Raw genomic sequence first — 14,710 nt, 5'->3', positions numbered from 1 at the left:
GGTAGGATTCACCAGCAGCGCACCCCCCGGAGCCGATTGGCTCTGGGGGGTGTCGTTGCCTTATGCTTGACAAGTTGGCCTGAGCCGGGTCGCGTCTGCGCGCCCCCCGGATCGTGGCCAGTGCCTGCGGGCCTTCGGGCCCGGGGTTGTCCACCCCAGCTGGCCAAATCCAGGTGGGTAACAAATTCAAGCCTCTCAAGGCCCCGTGAGGGGAACCGGTGGGGCAGAGGAGAACAAATGATCCAGCAGGAGTCGCGGCTGAAGGTCGCCGACAACACTGGTGCCAAGGAACTCTTGTGCATCCGTGTTCTCGGTGGATCCAAGCGCCGTTACGCCGGTCTCGGCGACACCATCGTGTGCAGCGTCAAGGACGCCATCCCCGGTGGCAACGTGAAGAAGGGCGAGGTCGTCAAGGCCGTCATCGTCCGCACCGTGAAGGAGAACCGTCGCGCCGACGGCTCCTACATCAAGTTTGACGAGAATGCGGCCGTCATCCTGAAGAACGACGGGGAGCCCCGCGGCACCCGTATCTTCGGCCCGGTGGCCCGCGAGCTGCGCGAGAAGAAGTTCATGCGCATCGTCTCGCTCGCCCCGGAGGTGATCTGACATGAAGTCGCTGCACGTGAAGAAGGGTGACCGGGTCAAGGTCATCGCCGGCAAGGACAAGGGCACCGTGGGCGAGGTCATCGCCGTCGACGTCGAGCGCAACCGCGTCACCGTCGAGGGTGTCAACATCATGAAGCGTCACCTGCGTGACCAGCAGACCCAGGCGGGCCAGCAGACCAAGGGTGGCATCATCGCCTCCGAGGCTCCGATCCACGCCTCCAATGTCCAGCTGGTCGTCGGCTCCGGCAAGGATGCCCAGGTGACCCGCGTCGCCCACAAGCGCGTCGACGTGATGAAGCGCCGCCCCGACGGCTCCGAGTACGCCGCCCAGCGCAGCGTGCGCATCGCCCGCAAGACCGGGGAGGAGATCTGATGACCGAGACCGCCACCGAGAACAAGAATGTTGCTCGCGAGCTGCCCCGTCTGAAGAAGAAGTACCGCGAGGAGATCATCCCCGCGCTGCAGAGCGAGTTCAACTTCGCCAACCCCATGCAGATCCCCGGTCTGGTCAAGATCGTGGTGAACATGGGTGTGGGTGACGCCGCCAATGACTCCAAGGTGATGGACGGCGCCATCAAGGACCTGACCGCCATCACCGGCCAGAAGCCGCAGGTGACCAAGGCCCGCAAGTCCATCGCCCAGTTCAAGCTGCGTGAGGGCCAGCCGATCGGCTGCCACGTCACGCTGCGTGGCGACCGGATGTGGGAATTCGCCGACCGGCTGCTGACCCTGGCGCTGCCCCGAATCCGCGACTTCCGCGGCCTCAACGGCAACCAGTTCGACGGCCTGGGCAACTACACCTTCGGTCTGAACGAGCAGGTCATGTTCCTGGAGATCGACCAGGACAAGATCGACCGCCTGCGTGGCATGGACATCACCTTCGTGACGTCCGCCTCCAACAATGAGGAGGGCAAGGCGCTGCTGAAGCACCTCGGCTTCCCCTTCAAGGAGGTCGACGATCCCAAGGCCAAGAAGGTGCGTCGCGGCCCGGCGTACTACAAGAAGAAGAAGTGAGGCGCTGAACCATGGCCAAGACAGCCCTGAAGGTCAAGCAGTCGCGTACCCCCAAGTTCGGCGTCCGCGCCTACACCCGCTGCCAGAAGTGCGGCCGGCCGAAGTCGGTCTACCGCAAGTTCGGTCTGTGCCGCGTGTGCCTGCGCGAGATGGCTCACAAGGGCGAGCTGCCCGGCGTGACCAAGTCGTCCTGGTGAGCTCACCCCTGCGCTGAGCCGCTGCCGACGGCGGGGGAGACCCCGCCGTCGGCGCACCATGCGGGCGTCCACCACTGTGGTGGACGTCGGCACCCCAAGCTTCCTGGCCGCCGGTCAGGACAAAGCGCGAAAGGTCATGTCTGGGTGTACCCGGGCCTGAAACCGTCGCGAGAAAGAAGTGCACACAGCCATGACAATGACTGATCCGATCGCAGACATGCTGACCCGTCTGCGCAACGCCAACCAGGCGTTCCACGACTCGACCTCCATGCCGCATTCGAAGATCAAGGTGGGTATCGCCGAGATCCTCAAGCAGGAGGGTTACATCACCGACTTCGAGGTTGCCGAGCCCGCCGAGGGCGAGGTCGGCAAGACCCTGAAGATCACCCTCAAGTACGGCGACGACCGCAAGCGTTCCATCGCCGGGCTTCGTCGCATCAGCAAGCCGGGCCTGCGCGTCTACGCGAAGTCGACCGGTCTGCCGAAGGTGCTGGGTGGGATGGGCATCGCCATCATCTCCACCTCGCAGGGCCTGCTGACCGACAGCCAGGCACATGAGAAGTCCGTGGGCGGCGAAGTGCTCGCCTACGTCTGGTGACCCGACGAGACTGATAAGGAGAATTTGAATGTCACGCATTGGCAAGCTCCCGATCACCGTCCCGTCCGGTGTTGAGGTCAAGCTCGACGGCCAGAATGTCGAGGTGAAGGGCCCCAAGGGCACCCTGACCCACGTCGTTCCTGAGCCCATCAAGATTTCGAAGAACGAAGAAGGCCAGCTCGAGGTGGCTCGTCCCGACGACGAGCGCACCAGCCGGTCCCTGCACGGCCTGACCCGGACCCTGGTGAACAACATGGTCATCGGCGTCACCGAGGGCTATGAGAAGAAGCTGGAGATCGTTGGCGTCGGCTACCGCGTCATGGCCAAGGGTCCCAAGCAGCTCGAGTTCGCGCTCGGCTTCTCCCACCCGGTGGTCATCGACGCGCCCGAGGGTGTCACCTTCGCCGTCGAGAAGCCCACGCTGTTCAGCGTCCAGGGCATCGACAAGCAGGTCGTGGGTGAGGTTGCGGCCAACATCCGCAAGCTCCGCAAGCCCGAGCCGTACAAGGGCAAGGGTGTGCGTTACGCCGGCGAGCAGGTTCGCCGCAAGGTCGGAAAGGCTGGTAAGTGACCATGGGTATCTCTCTGGGAGTCCGCAAGGGACTGGCCCCCAAGACCGCGTCGCGTCTGCGTCGTCAGGGCCGGGGCCGCAAGAAGATCCACGGTTCGGCCGAGCGTCCGCGCATGGTCGTCACCCGCTCCGCCCGTCACATCGGCGTCCAGGTCATCGACGACGTGCAGGGTCACACCCTGGCGTCGGCCTCGACCATGGAGGCTACCGTGCGCGGTGCACAGGGCGACAAGTCGGCCAAGGCCGCGAAGGTCGGCGAGCTGATCGCCGAGCGCGCCAAGGCCGCCGGCATCGAGAACGTGGTCTTTGACCGCGCTGGCAACAAGTACCACGGCCGCATCGCCGCGCTGGCTGACGCCGCGCGCGAGGCTGGCCTCGGGTTCTGATCACGACTGAAAGGCAAAAGACGATGAGTGAAACTCAGCGCCGCGGTGGCGGTGCAGGAGGCGGCGAGCGTCGGGGTCGTGAGGACCGTCGAGGCAACAACCGCCAGCAGCAGGAAGAGAAGTCGCAGTACCTGGAGCGCGTGGTTGCGATCAACCGCGTCGCCAAGGTGGTCCAGGGTGGCCGCCGGTTCAGCTTCACCGCACTGGTTGTGGTGGGCGACGGCGAGGGCACCGTGGGCGTCGGCTACGGAAAGGCCAAGGAGGTGCCCGCGGCAATCGCCAAGGGCGTCGAGGAGGCCAAGAAGCACTTCTTCAAGGTGCCGCTGATCCAGCGCACCATCCCGCACCCCGTGCAGGGCGAGAAGGCTGCCGGTGTCGTGATGCTGCGTCCGGCTTCGCCCGGTACCGGTGTCATCGCCGGTGGCTCGGTGCGCGCCGTGCTGGAGTGCGCTGGCGTGCACGATGTGCTGGCCAAGTCCCTGGGCTCGCCCAACGCCATCAACGTGGTGCACGCCACCGTTGAGGCGCTGCAGAGCCTGGAGGAGCCGGAGCAGATCGCGAAGCGTCGCGGCAAGTCCGTCGAGGACGTTGCCCCCGCCGCCCTGCTCAAGGCTCGCAAGGAGGAGGTGGCTCACTGATGGCACGCCTGAAGGTGACCCAGAAGAAGTCCAGCATCGGCGGCAAGCAGAACCAGCGCGACACCCTGCGTACGCTGGGTCTCAAGCGGATCGGCGATGTCGTCGTGAAGGAGGACCGTCCCGAGATTCGCGGAATGGTCAAGACCGTGCAGCACCTGGTTGCTGTGGAAGAGGTTGAGTGACATGGCGTTGAAGGTTCATCACCTGCGTCCTGCCCCCGGCGCCAAGACCGCCAAGACCCGCGTGGGTCGTGGTGAGGGCTCCAAGGGCAAGACCGCGGGCCGCGGTACCAAGGGTACGGGCGCCCGGAAGAACGTCCCCGAGAACTTCGAGGGCGGCCAGATGCCGATGCACATGCGTCTGCCGAAGGTCAAGGGCTTCAAGAACCCGTTCCGGACCGAGTACCAGGTTGTCAATGTCAACACCATCGCCGAGCTGTTCCCGGAAGGCGGCGCCGTGAGCGTCGACGACCTGGTGGCCAAGGGCGCCGTCCGCAAGGGCCGCCTGGTGAAGGTGCTGGGCAATGGCGACATCCAGGTTGCCGTCCAGGTGAGCGCCGACGCGTTCACCGGCTCGGCCAAGGAGAAGATCGAGAAGGCCGGGGGCTCCGTCACGGAGCTGTGATCCCTGCCTGACGAACGGGGAGGTACCACTTCGGGGGTACCGCCCCTTTCGCGTCGGGTGGCTTGGGAGAGCCGGCAGGAGGGCGGAGCTTCCAGAAGATGGCGAGTGGTGCGTAGGCAACCACAACAAATGCGGCAGGTCAGTTGTCCAAGGGCTCCGAAAGGCCCTTGGACAACTGACCTGCCGCATTTGTTGTGGGAGTGCCTGGGATCAGACCGGGACCACCTGGCGCAGCTCGGCGTGGTGGCAGGCGCTGGCGTGCTGGCCGGCGCCGTCCGGCTGCGCCACCAGCTCGGGGACCTTCGTGCGGCACAGTTCGGTGGCCTTCCAGCAGCGGGTGTGGAAGCGGCAACCCGACGGGGGATTGGCCGGGAGGTGGCCAGCGCGGCAATGGCGAGGGAGCGTCGTGCTCGCATGTCGTGCCTCCTGTTTGGGGGGATCAGACCCGGTTGGGGCGCGCGTCGGCCGGCTGCAACGGTGCGGTCCCGGCCGGCACGCGGTGGCCAAAAGCTATCCGTCCTGACCACTGAAGGGAATGCCGCCGACCGGACCGACACCAAACTGTTATGGAATGCGGGTGGGCCCGCAGCGCGTCACCATGCCGCGCGTCCGAGTTCCGGGGTTCCGCCGTCCGCACGGATGTGGGGAAGTGAACAGCCGCTTGATAGGCTGGCGCGGCTGCCCGCCGTGCGTGGGTGACACCCCGAGCCCGTGACGGCACCCGTGCCCCACGAAGAACGATCGAAGAGAGTTCGCCTTCATGCTTTCAGCCTTTGGTAACGCGTTCAGGTCACCGGACCTTCGCAAGAAGATCCTGTTCACCCTGTTCATCCTGGCCGTGTTCCGGCTTGGCTCCACCATTCCGTCGCCGAATGTGAACATCGCGCGAATCGACGAGTGCCGGGTGCTGGCCGAGCAGGGGTCCAATGGTGGCCTGTACTCGATCATCAACCTGTTCTCGGGTGGCGCGTTGCTGCAGCTGTCCATCTTCGCGCTGGGCATCATGCCCTACATCACCAGCTCGATCATCCTGCAGCTGCTCACCGTCGTGATCCCGCGGCTGGAGACGCTGAAGAAGGAAGGTGCGTCGGGCCAGCAGAAGATCACCCAGTACACCCGCTACCTGACCCTGGTGCTGGCGGTGCTCAATGCCACCGCCTTCGTCACCATGGCCCGCAATGGCCAGCTCTTCCCGGGCTGCGAGGGGATTTTGTACGACGAGTCGATCTTCCCGATCGTGACCATGATCCTGGTGATGACCGCCGGCACGTCGATCATCATGTGGATGGGTGAGCTGGTGACCGACCGGGGCATCGGCAACGGCATGTCCATCATGATCTTCACCCAGATCGCCGCGCAGTTCCCCACCTCGCTGTGGTCCATCAAGACCGCCCGCACCGGCGCCAATGCGTGGCTGGTCTTCGGCCTGGTGATCGCGATCGGCCTCGTGGTGATGGCCGGCATCGTCTTCGTCGAGCAGGCCCAGCGACGGATCCCGGTGCAGTACGCCAAGCGGATGGTGGGCAAGCGGCTGTTCGGCGGCACCACCACCTACATCCCGCTGAAGGTCAACCAGGCCGGCGTCATCCCGGTGATCTTCGCCTCCTCCATGCTCTACCTGCCGGTGCTCTACGCCACCTTCCAGAAGGACACCCCGGCGGCCCGTTGGATCAATGCCAACTTCACCGGCAGCGGCGGCAACCACCAGCCGATCTACAATGCGGTCTTCTTCCTGTTGATCATCGGCTTCACCTACTTCTACGTCGCGATCACCTTCAATCCCGTGGAGATCAGCGACAACATGAAGAAGTACGGCGGTTTCATCCCGGGCATCCGGGCGGGCAAGCCCACCGAGGACTACCTGGCCTACGTGCTCTCCCGCCTCACCGCCCCGGGTTCGCTCTACCTGGCCCTGATCTCGCTGATCCCCACCATCGCCTTCATGATGCTGGGCGCCTCGCAGAACTTCCCCTTCGGCGGCACCTCCATCCTGATCATCGTCGGTGTGGCGCTTGATACGGTCAAGCAGATCGAGAGCCAGCTCCAGCAACGCAATTACGAAGGATTCCTCAAGTGAGAATGCTGATCATGGGCGCCCCGGGCGCCGGCAAGGGCACCCAGGCCAAGCTGATTGCCAACCACTACCGCATCCCTGCCGTCAGCACGGGCGCCATCTTCCGCGCCAACATCGCCGCCAAGACGCCGCTGGGCCAGCGGGTGGACCAGCTGATCAGCGGTGGTGAGTTCGTCCCCGACGTGATCACCACCGCCGTCGTCGCCAAGCGACTGCTGGAGCCCGACGCCGCCAATGGCTGGCTGCTGGACGGCTACCCGCGCACCACCGAGCAGGTGGAGGCGCTGGACATCATCCTGGAGGACGCCAAGCGTCACCTGGACTGCGTGCTGTGCCTGGACACCGACGAGGAGACCCTGATCGACCGCCTGGTCAAGCGGGCCGCCATCGAGGGCCGCGCGGACGACAATGAGCAGACCATCCGCCGCCGGATGGAGGTCTACCGCGAGGAGACCGCCCCGCTGCTGGCGATCTACGAAGAGCGCAAGCTGCTGGTCCGGGTGGACGGCGAGGGCACCGTGGACGAGGTGGCCGAGCGGATCTTCGCCGCGATCGACTCCATCGCCTCCAAGTGATGTTCTCCCGCGGGATCGAGCTCAAGAAGCCGGACCAGCTCAAGCAGATGCGGCGGGCCGGTCTGGTCGTCGCCAGGATCCTGGACGAGCTGGGTCGCCGGATCGACGTCGGTGTCACCACCGGCGAGCTCGACGGGATCGCGCGTGAGATGCTGGCCGAGGCCGGGGCCACGTCGAACTTCCTGAACTACGGCGCCGAATGGGGCTACCCGCCCTATCCCGCGGTGGCCTGCATCTCCGTCGACGAGCAGATCGTGCATGGCATCCCGAATGAGCGGAAGCTGGCCGACGGCGACATCGTCAGCATCGACTTCGGTGCCGTCGTCGACGGGTGGCACGGGGATGCCGCCCGCACCTTCCTGGTGGGCGACGTCAGCGCGGAACACCGGCGGCTGAGCGAGATCACCCGGGAGTCCATGTGGGCCGGGATCGGCGCCGCCCGGCTGGGTGGCCGGGTGGGCGACATCTCCCACGCCATCGAGAAGTCGATCCTCTCCCACGGCGTCGACTACGGCATCGTGCGCGAGTACACCGGCCACGGGATCGGCACGGCGATGCACCAGCCGCCGGACGTTCCCAACTATGGCAAGGCGGGGCGCGGCCCCAAGGTGGTGGAGGGCCTGGTGCTGGCCATCGAGCCGATGGTCACCACCGGCAGCGAGGATGCCGTCACCCTGGACGACGAGTGGACCGTGGTCACCCACGACGGCAGCTGGGCCGCCCACTGGGAGAACACCGTCACGGTCACCAAGAAGGGGCTGTGGGTGCTGACCGAACTGGACGGTGGCGAGGCCGAGCTGGCCGCCCGGGGGCTGCCCTTCGGTCCGCTGGCCGACTGAGCCGCTGCCAACCACCGGCCCGGCCCGGCCCGCCCGCGCGTGCGCGGTGCGGGCTGTCGCTGGTCCTCAACCCTCCCGCAACCCGTCGGTGCCACCCAACAGGCGGACGGCGGCCGCCGTCCGGCGTGCGGCCTCCACCAGCCGGGTGCGCTCGGGGCCGGCCGACAGCTTGGCCAGGCGCTGGTTGACCAACAGCACGCGCGCGGGGGAACCCGGCCGGTAGTGCGTCACCAGGGTGGGGAAGTAGGAGGCGGCGGTGACCGCGAAGCGGCCGTCGGGCTTGCGGGCGAAGGTGAACCGGGTGGTGATTCCTTCCTGCCCCCGGGGCACGTCGGTGCGGTGCTGGGCCACCAGGTTGCCCAACCCAAAGACCACCCACTTGCCGTTGACCGTGGTGATGGGCTGCACCACGTGGGCGTGGTGGCCGTAGACCAGGTCGACGTCCGGGGAGGCCGTCAGCACCCGGGCAAGGTCAGTCTGCTGCCGGTTGGGCCGGGAGGAGTATTCGTCACCGCCGTGGATCGCGACCAGGACGATGTTGGCACCTCTCTGCCGGGCGGCCCGGGCCCGCTGCAGCAGCACCGGGGCCGCCAGGCCGGTCCAGGCCCAGGGCTTGCCGTTGGGCAGCGGGATGCCATTGGTGCCATAGGCACCCTCCACCACGGCGATCCGCACGCCACCCTTGGTGGTGATGATCGTGGGGGCCTCGGCCTCGTGCTGGCTACGGGCCGTCCCGACATGGGCGAGGCCGACGGCGTCCATCCGGTCCAGCGTGTTCTTCAGGCCGGCGTAGCCCTGGTCGAGGCTGTGGTTGGAGGCGGTGGTGCACAGGTCATAGCCCAGCCCCTTCACCGCTTCCAGAGTCTGCGGTGGGGCGGAGAACTGGGGATAGGACCGGTAGGGGCCACCCGGTTGGGCCACGGGAACCTCGTTGTGGCAGATCGCCAGGTCAGCGCTGCTCACCATCGGGCCAATGGCGCTCAGGGTGGGCAGGAAGTCCAGGTCGTCGGGGCCCCGGCGGCCGGCCCGGTTGGCATCCTCCCGGGCGCCGAACCACAGCGTGTTGTGCCAGAGCAGATCGCCATTCATCACGACGGTGGCCGTGACGGGTGCCGCGTCGGGTGTCCGGTGGGGTGTGGGGCTGCTGGTCAGCCGCTGGGCCGTGGGGGTCTGGTGTGGTGCGGGGCTTTCGGGGGTGCAGGCCGAGATCAGGACGGCGCTGGTGGCGATGGCCAGCGCCCGGCAAGGTTTCATGCTGCATTCTCGATCCACAGTGGGTCACTTGTTCTGCTGTCCCGCGTCGGTGGCCTGAGGAGCCATGCAGATTCTGGCGCCAATCGGGTGCGCCGCCGCAGCAGGTGGTGTTGACTCTTCCTGTGACGACAAATCATCTGCCCTCGGACCTGGAAATTGCCCGTGCCGCCCGCCTGGACCCGATCCAGGAGGTGGCCACCCGAGCCGGCATCGACGCCGGCCGGGTGGTGAACTACGGTCCGCACGTGGCCAAGATCGGGCTGGGTACCATCGATGACCTGGCCCAGCAGCCCAACGCCAAGTACGTCGTGATCACGGCGATCACCCCGACCCCGCTGGGGGAGGGCAAGACCACCACCGCGGTGGGGCTGGCGCAGGGGCTGGCCCGGCTGGGCAGGCGTTCGATGTTGGCGCTGCGGCAGCCGTCGATGGGCCCCACCTTCGGGGTGAAGGGTGGCGCCGCGGGGGCGGGTTACTCCCAGGTGGTGCCGATGGAGACCCTGAACCTGCACCTGACCGGGGACTTCCACGCCATCACCGCCGCCCACGACCTGCTGGCCGCGATGATCGACAACCACCTGTACCACGGCAACGAGCTGGGGATCGATCCGCACTCCATCAGCTGGCGCCGGGTGATCGACATGAATGACCGCGCGCTGCGCAATGTGATCGTCGGGCTCGGGGCCCGGCTGGACGGGGTGCCCCGGCAGGCCGGCTTCGACATCACCGCCGCCAGCGAGGTGGGGGTCTGCCTGGCGCTGGCCACCTCCCTGCAGGACCTGCGCGAGCGGCTGGGCCGGATCGTGATTGGCTACACCGTCGAGGGGCAACCGGTCACCGCCGAGGACCTGAAGGCCGCGGGGGCCATGACCGTGATCATGCGGGAGGCCATCAAGCCCAACCTGATGCAGACCACGGAGAACACCCCGGTGCTGATCCACGCCGGGCCCTTCGGCAACATCGCCACCGGCAATTCGTCGGTGATCGCGGACCAGGTGGGGATCAAGACGGCCGACTACCTGCTCACCGAGGCCGGCTTCGGCGCCGACATGGGCGCGGAGCGCTTCTTCAACGTCAAGTGCCGGGTCTCCGGGCTGCGCCCCGATGCCGCGGTGCTGGTCACCACGGTGCGGGCGCTGAAGGCCCATTCCGGGCGCTTCCGGGTGGTGGCCGGCAAGCCGCTGCCGCCGGGAATGCTGGCCGACAGCCCCGACGACGTGCTGGCCGGCGCCGACAACCTGAAGAAGCACATCGAGATCGTGCGTGGCTTCGGGGTGGCCCCGGTGGTGGCGATCAATGTCTTCCCGACCGACCACGAGGATGAGATCGCGGCCGTTCGTCGGGTGGCCGAGGAGGCGGGGGCCCGGGTGGCCGCCTCCACCCACGTCGTGGACGGTGGCGCCGGGGCCGAGGAACTGGCCCGGGTGCTGGAGGAGGCGTGCGCGGAGCCGACGGACTTCCGCTACACCTATGACGAGCGGGACCCCCTGGTCACCAAGATCACCAAGGTGGCCACCGAGGTCTACGGCGCGGCCGGCGTCGAGATCCTGCCGCAGGCCCGCAAGGACCTGGCGCACTTCGAGGAACTGGGCTTTGGTCACTTCCCCGTGGTGATCGCCAAGACCCACCTCTCGGTCTCCCATGACCCGAAGCTGCGCGGCGCCCCGTCGGGCTGGACGCTGCCGGTGCGGGAGGTCCGGTTGGCTGCCGGGGCGGGCTATGTCTACGCCATCTGCGGCGAGATGCGCACCATGCCCGGCCTGGGCAAGCACCCCGCCGCCGAACGGATAGACATCGACGAACACGGGGAGATCGTCGGGCTGTTCTGATCCCGAGGCCTCGACAAGCTCGGCCGTCGGGTTCAGGGCCTCGACAAGCTCGGCCCCGAGCGTGCGGTGGGGTCAGCGTCCGGCGCCGTCGGAGCCGAAGAACTTCTCCCACGGGACGTTGACCGGCTGGTCCTCGCCCACCACCTCATACAGGTGGCGCAGCAGCGGGAACTGCTCCGGGGGCACGACGCCGCGCTCGGTCAGGGCCTTGAGGGCCTTGCCCACGACGACGATGCAGGTGGCACCCTCCAGGGTGACCCCGGGCATCTTGGCCTTGGCCTCGCTGAAGGTCAGGCCGGTGCCCACCAGGGTGCCCACCTTCACATTGCGCCCGCCCATCGACGTGACGAAGCAGTCGCCGATGCCGGCGATGCCCATCACGGTCTGCGGGTCGCACTCCAGGAGCTTCAGCCACTCCTGCATCTCGATCGAGGCCTGGCCGAAGATCGCGGCACCGTAGTTGAAATTGACGTAGGGGCTGTCCCAGCCCGCAACCTTCTCCTCCTGCAGGCGCTGCAGGGTGCCGTGCATGAAGCCGGCGCCGAAGGCATAACAGTTCTTGGTGGCGGCCATCAGCTCGATGCCCTTGAAGTCCGTGTTGAGCCAGACGTGGTAGTAGTCGGTCTGAAAGAGGTCGCGCCACATCTCAAGGGTCTTGCGGTCCTCGCCGGTGAAGGTGACGCAGGTGTGCCGGTGCACGGCCACCTCGCCGGCGATCGACGGCCCGGCGATCGCGGACCAGGTGACCTGGTTGCGCAGTTCCTCGGGCACCTGGTTGGCCAGCACCTGGGGCAGGATCTCGAAGTTGCCCTCGTCATCGGCCCGCAGGCCCTTGGCCAGCGCCATCACGTGCATCCCGGGGCGCAGCAGGGTGGCCAGCTGCTCCCCGGCCCATTCGACACCAAAGGAATTGACGCCGCTCATCACCAGGTCGACGCCCTCGAAGGCCTTGGCGGCATCCTCGAGCTGGTAGGCCTCGGTGCCCTCGGGCACCGGGAGCTGCAGGTTGGGGTGGATGCCGGTCTTCTGGATGGAGTCAATGATCTCCCGGTCCAGGTGGGTGCCGACCAGGCGGACCTGGTGGCCGTTGTCGGTGAAGGGGGTGGCCAGCGCGGTGGCCATGATGCCGGAGCCGAGTACGACGAGTGTCGCCATGGAAGTTCCTTTCACTGCGGACGGTCCCGACGGCCGGTTGCACGCCGAGGCTGGGCGGCAGCGCCCAACGGGTCCTTGCGTCGTCCACGCTAGCCCCTGTGATCCCACTCGCAACAGGTGAGCCTGACCGTTTCTCACAGTTTGTGTGAATTTCCCCGGTTGATTCGGGTGCCGGACCCCGGCCGTCAGTCCCTGGAGCGCTTCCCGCCGCCGGTGGTTAGGCTGGCGGTCATGACGCAGCGCCGCAACCACCCCCCAGTCACCACCACCGACGACGTCGTCGAGGACCTGCACGGGCACCGGGTTTCCGACCCCTACCGCTGGCTGGAGGACGTCGATTCCGAGCGTACGCGGCAGTGGGTGGCCGAGCAGCGCGCGTTCGCGCAGGAACAACTGTCCGGGCTGTCCGCGCGGGACTTCTTCGACGACGTGATGGCCCACGTCACCTCCCGCCCGCGGTGGCAGACCCCGTTCTGCCGCCAGGGGATGTACCTCCAGGAACGCCACGACGGCCGGCGCAACCAGGCCGTTGTGCACGTGGCGGACAGCCTGGCCGAGCTGCAGGCCGGAGGCCGGGTGCTGCTGGACCCGAACGACTGGGCCGAGGATGGCAGCTCGTCGCTGGCCTTCCTCACCGTCAACTCGCAGGCCAGCCTGATCGCCGTCGGGCGCAGCGATGCCGGCTCCGACTGGACCCGGATCAGCATCGTCACCCCCTCCGGTGAGGCCGTGGATGACGTGGAGACCGTCACCAAGTTCAGCCAGGCGCTCTGGCTGCCCGACGGCCAGGCCTATGTCTACAAGGCCTTCCCGGGGGCCGGCCGGGCCGACGGCACCGAGACGCGGGCGCTGCCCGGCTGCCAGCTCATGATCCACCGGATTGGCGACGACCCCAGCCAGGACGTCGCCTTCGCGGACTTTGAGCTGGACCCGGAGGTGCTGCCCTGGTTGGAACTCAGCGACGACGACCGGTGGCTGGTGGCCCACCTGGCCCGCGGCACGGAGCGGACCAATCGGATCTGGCTCTACCCGGTGCGGGAGCAGGGCGGCCGCAGCGTCGTCGACCCGGAAGCACTGGAGCTGATCGACAAGCCCACTGCCGCCTGGCACTACCTGGGCACCCGGGCGGGGGAGCTCTACTTCCACACCGACGATGACGCCCCGCAGGGGCGGGTGGTCGCCCTGAGGCAGGACGAGTGGACCCTGCGCGAAGCCGTCCCGGAGGGTCGGGCGGTGATCAGCGAAGCGGTGCTGGCCGGCGAGGCGCTGGTGGTGCAGACCCTGGAGGATGCCCAGAGCGTGCTGCGCCGCTGGAGCCTGGGCAGCCAGGCCGCTCCCGGGCAGGAGCTGGGTACCGTCGAGCTCCCCGATGGGGTGGTCGACGTGCTCAACGCCCGGGCCAGCAGTGGTGAGGTCTTCATCGGGCTGAGCACCCTGACCGAGCCGGTGGACAGCTGGCGGCTGGACGCAGCCACGGGTGATCTGCGCCACCTGCCGGGGCCCGCGGGGGAGTGGACGTCGCCGGGCTACCGGACCGAGCGTCACCGGGCCACCAGCGCCGACGGCACCCGGGTGCCCTACTTCCTGGTGATTCCCGACGGAGTGGACCTGGCCGAGCCGCGCCCCACCATGCTCTACGGCTATGGCGGCTTCGACAGCCCGGTGTTGTTGAACCATCGCGCCACTTGGCCCGGGTGGCTGGCCGCCGGCGGTGTGCTGGTGATTGCCAACCTGCGAGGCGGCGGCGAGTTCGGCCGGGACTGGTACGAGGACGGGATCAAGGAGCACAAGCAGCACGTCTTCGACGACGTGATCGCGGTGGCCGAGCAGCTGGTGGCCGACGGGGTCACCAGCCCGGCCCAACTGGCCATCCACGGCAAGAGCAATGGTGGGCTGCTGGTGGGTGCCGCCATCACCCAGCGGCCGGACCTGTTCGGCGTCGCGCTGCCGCACGTCGGGGTGCTGGATGCCCTGCGCTTCCACCGGTTCACCATCGGCCGGGCCTGGATCAGCGACTACGGCAACCCCGACGAGGCCCGGGACTTCGAACGGATCCTGGCCTGGTCACCGCTGCACAACATCACGTCGGGCACCCGCTACCCGGCCACCTTGGTGCTGACCAGTGACCACGACGACCGGGTGGTGCCGGCCCACTCCTACAAGTTCACCGCGGCGCTGCAGGCCGCCCAGGGCGGGGAGGCGCCGGTGCTGGCCCGGATCGAGGCGGCCACCGGGCACGGGCTGGCCGGCAAGCCGCCGTCGGTGCTGGCGGCCGAATGCGCCGACCTGCTGGCCTTCGCCGCCCACCACACCGGGCTGAACCCCTCGACAAGCTCGGGGAGCGAGTAGC

Annotated in this window: 17 protein-coding genes and 1 pseudogene; 15 read left to right on the top strand and 3 right to left on the bottom strand. The window is 67.6% G+C overall.

The window, feature by feature from the left end; genetic code table 11:
• Window positions 1-237: 237 nt before the first annotated feature.
• The 10 genes from rplN (at window position 238) to rplO (ending at window position 4,634) form a co-directional block, all read left to right on the top strand.
• Window positions 238-606, top strand: coding sequence for a 50S ribosomal protein L14 (rplN, locus tag AAEX60_RS09615; protein WP_342092012.1), 369 nt, complete (start codon window positions 238-240; stop codon window positions 604-606).
• Between the two features lies 1 nt (window position 607).
• Complete coding sequence (gene rplX / locus AAEX60_RS09610; protein ID WP_342103010.1) at window positions 608-979, top strand: 50S ribosomal protein L24; 372 nt, start codon at window positions 608-610, stop codon at window positions 977-979.
• A complete protein-coding gene (rplE, locus tag AAEX60_RS09605) occupies window positions 979-1,620 on the top strand; it encodes a 50S ribosomal protein L5 (protein WP_342103007.1) in 642 nt (213 codons plus the stop codon). Before rplX ends, rplE begins: the two co-directional genes overlap by 1 nt.
• Before the next feature lie 11 nt (window positions 1,621-1,631).
• Window positions 1,632-1,817 carry a type Z 30S ribosomal protein S14 gene (locus AAEX60_RS09600; RefSeq protein ID WP_094763878.1) on the top strand — a complete coding sequence of 62 codons (186 nt, stop codon included), beginning with the start codon at window positions 1,632-1,634 and terminating at the stop codon, window positions 1,815-1,817.
• A 190-nt stretch (window positions 1,818-2,007) separates the two neighbouring features.
• Complete coding sequence (gene rpsH, locus AAEX60_RS09595) at window positions 2,008-2,415, top strand: 30S ribosomal protein S8 (protein WP_342103006.1); 408 nt, start codon at window positions 2,008-2,010, stop codon at window positions 2,413-2,415.
• Between the two features lie 28 nt (window positions 2,416-2,443).
• Window positions 2,444-2,986 (top strand): 50S ribosomal protein L6, encoded by a 543-nt coding sequence (gene rplF / locus AAEX60_RS09590; RefSeq protein ID WP_342103005.1) that lies wholly within the window; start codon window positions 2,444-2,446, stop codon window positions 2,984-2,986.
• Between the two features lie 2 nt (window positions 2,987-2,988).
• Entirely contained in the window at window positions 2,989-3,372 is a 384-nt protein-coding gene (gene rplR / locus AAEX60_RS09585; protein ID WP_342103004.1) for a 50S ribosomal protein L18, read from the top strand.
• 23 nt (window positions 3,373-3,395) lie between these two features.
• On the top strand, window positions 3,396-4,010 hold the full coding sequence (gene rpsE, locus AAEX60_RS09580; protein ID WP_342103002.1) for a 30S ribosomal protein S5: 615 nt from the start codon (window positions 3,396-3,398) through the stop codon (window positions 4,008-4,010).
• Entirely contained in the window at window positions 4,010-4,192 is a 183-nt protein-coding gene (gene rpmD / locus AAEX60_RS09575; protein ID WP_342102997.1) for a 50S ribosomal protein L30, read from the top strand. The genes rpsE and rpmD overlap by 1 nt, the downstream gene beginning before the upstream one ends.
• A 1-nt stretch (window position 4,193) precedes the next feature.
• Window positions 4,194-4,634, top strand: a complete 441-nt coding sequence (rplO, locus tag AAEX60_RS09570; protein WP_342102993.1) for a 50S ribosomal protein L15 — start codon at window positions 4,194-4,196, stop codon at window positions 4,632-4,634.
• A gap of 210 nt (window positions 4,635-4,844) precedes the next feature.
• On the opposite strand, the pseudogene AAEX60_RS09565 reads toward rplO, so the two are convergent.
• Window positions 4,845-5,006, bottom strand: a pseudogene (locus AAEX60_RS09565) (peptide ABC transporter ATP-binding protein); the annotation flags it as partial.
• Between the two features lie 388 nt (window positions 5,007-5,394).
• Here AAEX60_RS09565 and secY point away from each other — a divergent pair.
• From secY to map, 3 genes are read left to right on the top strand one after another with little or no spacing between them, the layout of a single operon-like run.
• A complete protein-coding gene (gene secY, locus AAEX60_RS09560; protein ID WP_342102991.1) occupies window positions 5,395-6,711 on the top strand; it encodes a preprotein translocase subunit SecY in 1,317 nt (438 codons plus the stop codon).
• A complete protein-coding gene (locus tag AAEX60_RS09555) occupies window positions 6,708-7,283 on the top strand; it encodes an adenylate kinase (RefSeq protein WP_342102989.1) in 576 nt (191 codons plus the stop codon). Before secY ends, AAEX60_RS09555 begins: the two co-directional genes overlap by 4 nt.
• On the top strand, window positions 7,283-8,122 hold the full coding sequence (map, locus tag AAEX60_RS09550; protein WP_342102986.1) for a type I methionyl aminopeptidase: 840 nt from the start codon (window positions 7,283-7,285) through the stop codon (window positions 8,120-8,122). Before AAEX60_RS09555 ends, map begins: the two co-directional genes overlap by 1 nt.
• A 66-nt stretch (window positions 8,123-8,188) precedes the next feature.
• Here the strand turns inward: map and AAEX60_RS09545 are convergent, their stop codons facing one another.
• Window positions 8,189-9,376, bottom strand: coding sequence for a CapA family protein (locus AAEX60_RS09545; protein WP_342102983.1), 1,188 nt, complete (start codon window positions 9,374-9,376; stop codon window positions 8,189-8,191).
• 122 nt (window positions 9,377-9,498) lie between these two features.
• Here AAEX60_RS09545 and AAEX60_RS09540 point away from each other — a divergent pair, with 122 nt between their 5' ends.
• Entirely contained in the window at window positions 9,499-11,205 is a 1,707-nt protein-coding gene (locus AAEX60_RS09540; protein WP_342102982.1) for a formate--tetrahydrofolate ligase, read from the top strand.
• Window positions 11,206-11,277: 72 nt separating this feature from the next.
• Here the strand turns inward: AAEX60_RS09540 and AAEX60_RS09535 are convergent, their stop codons facing one another.
• Window positions 11,278-12,360: an NAD(P)H-dependent glycerol-3-phosphate dehydrogenase gene (locus tag AAEX60_RS09535; RefSeq protein WP_342102980.1), complete on the bottom strand. Its 1,083-nt coding sequence runs from the start codon at window positions 12,358-12,360 to the stop codon at window positions 11,278-11,280.
• Between the two features lie 231 nt (window positions 12,361-12,591).
• On the opposite strand from AAEX60_RS09535, the gene AAEX60_RS09530 reads away from it, so the two are divergent.
• Window positions 12,592-14,709: a prolyl oligopeptidase family serine peptidase gene (locus AAEX60_RS09530; RefSeq protein WP_342102977.1), complete on the top strand. Its 2,118-nt coding sequence runs from the start codon at window positions 12,592-12,594 to the stop codon at window positions 14,707-14,709.
• The last annotated feature ends 1 nt before the right edge of the window (window position 14,710 follow it).

Source organism: Luteococcus sp. H101 (assembly GCF_038433155.1).
Classification (GTDB): domain Bacteria; phylum Actinomycetota; class Actinomycetes; order Propionibacteriales; family Propionibacteriaceae; genus Luteococcus.
This window is presented reverse-complemented; position numbering and strand designations above follow the sequence as displayed.

Bases quoted from the DNA above. Each gene is read 5' to 3' on its own strand.
- rplR (WP_342103004.1), top strand. From the start codon at position 2,989: ATGGGTATCTCTCTGGGAGTCCGCAAGGGACTGGCCCCCAAGACCGCG.
- rplO (WP_342102993.1), top strand. From the start codon at position 4,194: ATGGCGTTGAAGGTTCATCACCTGCGTCCTGCCCCCGGCGCCAAGACC.
- AAEX60_RS09600 (WP_094763878.1), top strand. From the start codon at position 1,632: ATGGCCAAGACAGCCCTGAAGGTCAAGCAGTCGCGTACCCCCAAGTTC.
- rplX (WP_342103010.1), top strand. From the start codon at position 608: ATGAAGTCGCTGCACGTGAAGAAGGGTGACCGGGTCAAGGTCATCGCC.
- map (WP_342102986.1), top strand. From the start codon at position 7,283: ATGTTCTCCCGCGGGATCGAGCTCAAGAAGCCGGACCAGCTCAAGCAG.
- rplF (WP_342103005.1), top strand. From the start codon at position 2,444: ATGTCACGCATTGGCAAGCTCCCGATCACCGTCCCGTCCGGTGTTGAG.
- AAEX60_RS09530 (WP_342102977.1), top strand. From the start codon at position 12,592: ATGACGCAGCGCCGCAACCACCCCCCAGTCACCACCACCGACGACGTC.
- rplN (WP_342092012.1), top strand. From the start codon at position 238: ATGATCCAGCAGGAGTCGCGGCTGAAGGTCGCCGACAACACTGGTGCC.
- rpmD (WP_342102997.1), top strand. From the start codon at position 4,010: ATGGCACGCCTGAAGGTGACCCAGAAGAAGTCCAGCATCGGCGGCAAG.
- rplE (WP_342103007.1), top strand. From the start codon at position 979: ATGACCGAGACCGCCACCGAGAACAAGAATGTTGCTCGCGAGCTGCCC.
- AAEX60_RS09545 (WP_342102983.1), bottom strand. From the start codon at position 9,376: ATGAAACCTTGCCGGGCGCTGGCCATCGCCACCAGCGCCGTCCTGATC.
- rpsH (WP_342103006.1), top strand. From the start codon at position 2,008: ATGACAATGACTGATCCGATCGCAGACATGCTGACCCGTCTGCGCAAC.
- rpsE (WP_342103002.1), top strand. From the start codon at position 3,396: ATGAGTGAAACTCAGCGCCGCGGTGGCGGTGCAGGAGGCGGCGAGCGT.
- secY (WP_342102991.1), top strand. From the start codon at position 5,395: ATGCTTTCAGCCTTTGGTAACGCGTTCAGGTCACCGGACCTTCGCAAG.
- AAEX60_RS09535 (WP_342102980.1), bottom strand. From the start codon at position 12,360: ATGGCGACACTCGTCGTACTCGGCTCCGGCATCATGGCCACCGCGCTG.